This window comes from Dietzia maris (assembly GCF_014144855.1).
Classification (GTDB): domain Bacteria; phylum Actinomycetota; class Actinomycetes; order Mycobacteriales; family Mycobacteriaceae; genus Dietzia; species Dietzia kunjamensis.
In genome coordinates this window covers 1-2,727 of record NZ_JAALDN010000054.1, presented here as the reverse complement: position 1 = coordinate 2,727, position 2,727 = coordinate 1, and the positions used below count along the sequence as shown (strand labels likewise).

Below are 2,727 nucleotides of genomic sequence, written 5' to 3'. Positions count from 1 at the left end.
GAGTTCCCGTGCGTCGCGCTCGGCGGCCTCGAGCAGGCCGAGCAGGGGATCGGGGCGGTCGGTGACCGTGGGCAGGGCACAGCCACCGGCGACTGCGAGCCCGGCGACGCCGGCGGCCGCGACGGCGAACTGACGGCGCGAGAGGGCGACGGGGGCGGAATGGGGCACTCCGACATCCTGCCAGGGGTCGGAGAAGGGGGAGACGAGGCGGTACAGTGATGCGGCCCGTCCGCGTCCCGGAACGGAATCCGCCAGCCCGCACTCCAGGAGCACAGTGATCGTCCCCGAGCCCGACCGGGCCCATATACGCAAGGCGGTCTCGGACCGCAGCCTCGATCTCGAGGACCTCCGGGAGGACACCCGTTCGTCCACGTGGCACGTGACGGTCGTCGTGGACGGGGACTCCGGCGTCTCCCTCGACGATCTCGCCGAACTCTCCGTCGATCTCGACCCCCTCGCCGAGCAGTGGGGGGGATCGGGCCAGCCGGTCACGCTGGAGGTCACCAGCAGGGGCGTCGACGCGCCGCTGGAGCACCCCCGTCACTGGGCCTGTGCCCGCGGACGCCAGGTCGACCTGCTCTACGTCGACGGCGCCGACGGGCCGACCCGGGGACGGATCGGAGACCTCGACGAGGACTCGGGGACCGTCCGCATCGTGTCCAGGGCGGGGCGGGGGACCAGAGTGGACTCGGTAGCGTTGGATCAGGTGGCCCGCGCCGTGATCCGGGTCGAGTTCCGGCCAGCGCCACAGGAGGAGCTGGACCTGTTGTCCGAGCCGGAGAACCCCGGGCACGGCGTGCGAAAAGGAGAAAACCGTTGAACATCGACATGGCAGCGCTGAACATGCTGTCCCGAGAGCGCGAGATCCCGCTGGACGACCTCGTGCACACTCTCGAGAACGCGCTGCTCACCGCCTACAAGCGGACCGAGGGCTCGCATCGGGTGGCCCGGATCGCGCTGGACCGCAAGGCCGGCACGGTCGCCGTCATGGCCGCCGAGGTGGACGAGGACGGCAACCGCATCGGGGAGTTCGACGCCACCCCCTCCGACTTCGGGAGGGTGGCCGCGGCCACGGCACGGCAGATCATCCTGCAGCGTCTGCGCGAAGCCGAGACCGACCGCATCTACGGTGATCTCGTCACGCGCGAGGGCGAGGTGGTCAGTGGGGTCATCCAGTCCGACTCCCGCGCCAACGCCCGTGGGATCGTGGTCGTCCACATCGGACCCGAGAACGGGGGCACCGAGGGGACCATCGCCCCGGCCGAGCAGGTACCGGGTGAGACCTACACACACGGGGAGCGCATCAAGTGCCACGTCGTCGGGGTGCACAAGGGACCCCACGGCGCCTCCGTCTCGCTCTCCCGCACCCACCCGGACCTGGTCCGGGGGCTGTTCGCGCTCGAGGTCCCGGAGATCGACGACGGCTCGGTGCGGATCGCGGCGATCGCGCGTGAGGCGGGCCACCGGACGAAGATCGCGGTGGAATCCACCATCTCGGGACTCAACGCGAAGGGCGCCTGCATCGGACCGAACGGGGCCCGCGTGCGCGCGGTCATGGCCGAGCTCAACGACGAGAAGATCGACATCGTCGACTATGACGACGACCCGACCGTGTTCGTCGGCAACGCCCTGTCCCCGGCGAAGGTGATCTCCGTCACCGTCGCCGATGCCACCACCAGGGCGGCCCGCGTCGTCGTCCCCGACTACCAGCTGTCCCTGGCGATCGGCAAGGAAGGCCAGAACGCACGTCTGGCACACCGCCTGACCCAGTGGCGGATCGACATCCACAGCGACGCGGAGTGACGCGCTGCGCCGCCCGGCGCCACGCGGTCGGGCGCGCCGTTAGTGTCGACACGGCATTGTCTGTAGACTGATCAGTTGTCACAGTGACTTCACGTCCACCCGTCCACTCGGGCCGGGCGGCGAGAGACCGAGGTGGCCGGATGCAGGGACGCAAGGACCAGCGGTTCGGTGCCGCCGAGGCCGCGGGTCCGGTCAGGACCTGCGTCGGTTGCCGGGGTCGGGACACCGATTCCCGACTCCTCCGGATCGTTCACGATCCGGAGACGGCCGCCCTCTCGCCCGATCCGCGCCGACGGGCGGTCGGACGAGGAGCCTGGGTGCATCGCGAACCGCAGTGCATCACGACAGCGCTGGACCGCAAGGCCTTCACCAGGGCCCTGCGGATCGCCGGGAACGTGTCCCAGGACGCGCTCACGGAGGTACTCGAGGCACTACGCCTCGGGCACGACATCACCCGCCGACCGCTCGGTTCGGCAGGGGGAGCACAAGAGAAGGAACGGACCAGACACGATGAGCACACCGTGAAGCTCCAGCGATGAACGTCCATCGAATGTAGACCGAGGTCGCGCGGCCAGCCCTGCCGTGGAGACCTCGCAGTGAGGAGAGCAGTGGCAGGCAAGCCCCGGGTACACGAGCTGGCAAAAGAGTTCGGTATCACCAGTAAAGAACTTCTGACGAAACTCCGCGATCAGGGAGAGTTCGTCAAGTCCGCGTCCTCGACGTTGGAGGCCCCGGTCGTCCGGCGCCTGCGTGAGGCACATTCACCGGCAGGCGGCGACTCCGCCCCCGCCCCGTCTAAATCCGCAGGAGGCGCTGCGCCCAAGCCGGGTGCACCCTCGAAGCCTGCACCGGGCCCCCGTCCGGGCGCGGATCCGCGCTCGGCGGCTCCCAAGCCCGCGGCCGGACCCACCCCGGGCGCCAAGC

At 70.0% G+C, this 2,727-nt stretch carries 4 protein-coding genes; all 4 read left to right on the top strand.

Annotated features, from left to right (window positions below):
• Positions 1-274: 274 nt before the first annotated feature.
• Entirely contained in the window at positions 275-820 is a 546-nt protein-coding gene (locus G6024_RS02000) for a ribosome maturation factor RimP (RefSeq protein WP_159147804.1), read from the top strand.
• Positions 817-1,803 carry a transcription termination factor NusA gene (gene nusA / locus G6024_RS01995; protein WP_132061152.1) on the top strand — a complete coding sequence of 329 codons (987 nt, stop codon included), beginning with the start codon at positions 817-819 and terminating at the stop codon, positions 1,801-1,803. The genes G6024_RS02000 and nusA overlap by 4 nt, the downstream gene beginning before the upstream one ends.
• Positions 1,804-1,943: 140 nt before the next feature.
• Positions 1,944-2,342, top strand: coding sequence for a YlxR family protein (locus G6024_RS01990; RefSeq protein ID WP_159147802.1), 399 nt, complete (start codon positions 1,944-1,946; stop codon positions 2,340-2,342).
• 69 nt (positions 2,343-2,411) lie between these two features.
• On the top strand, positions 2,412-2,727 hold a 316-nt coding region (locus G6024_RS01985), incomplete at its 3' end, for a translation initiation factor IF-2 N-terminal domain-containing protein (protein ID WP_182640294.1).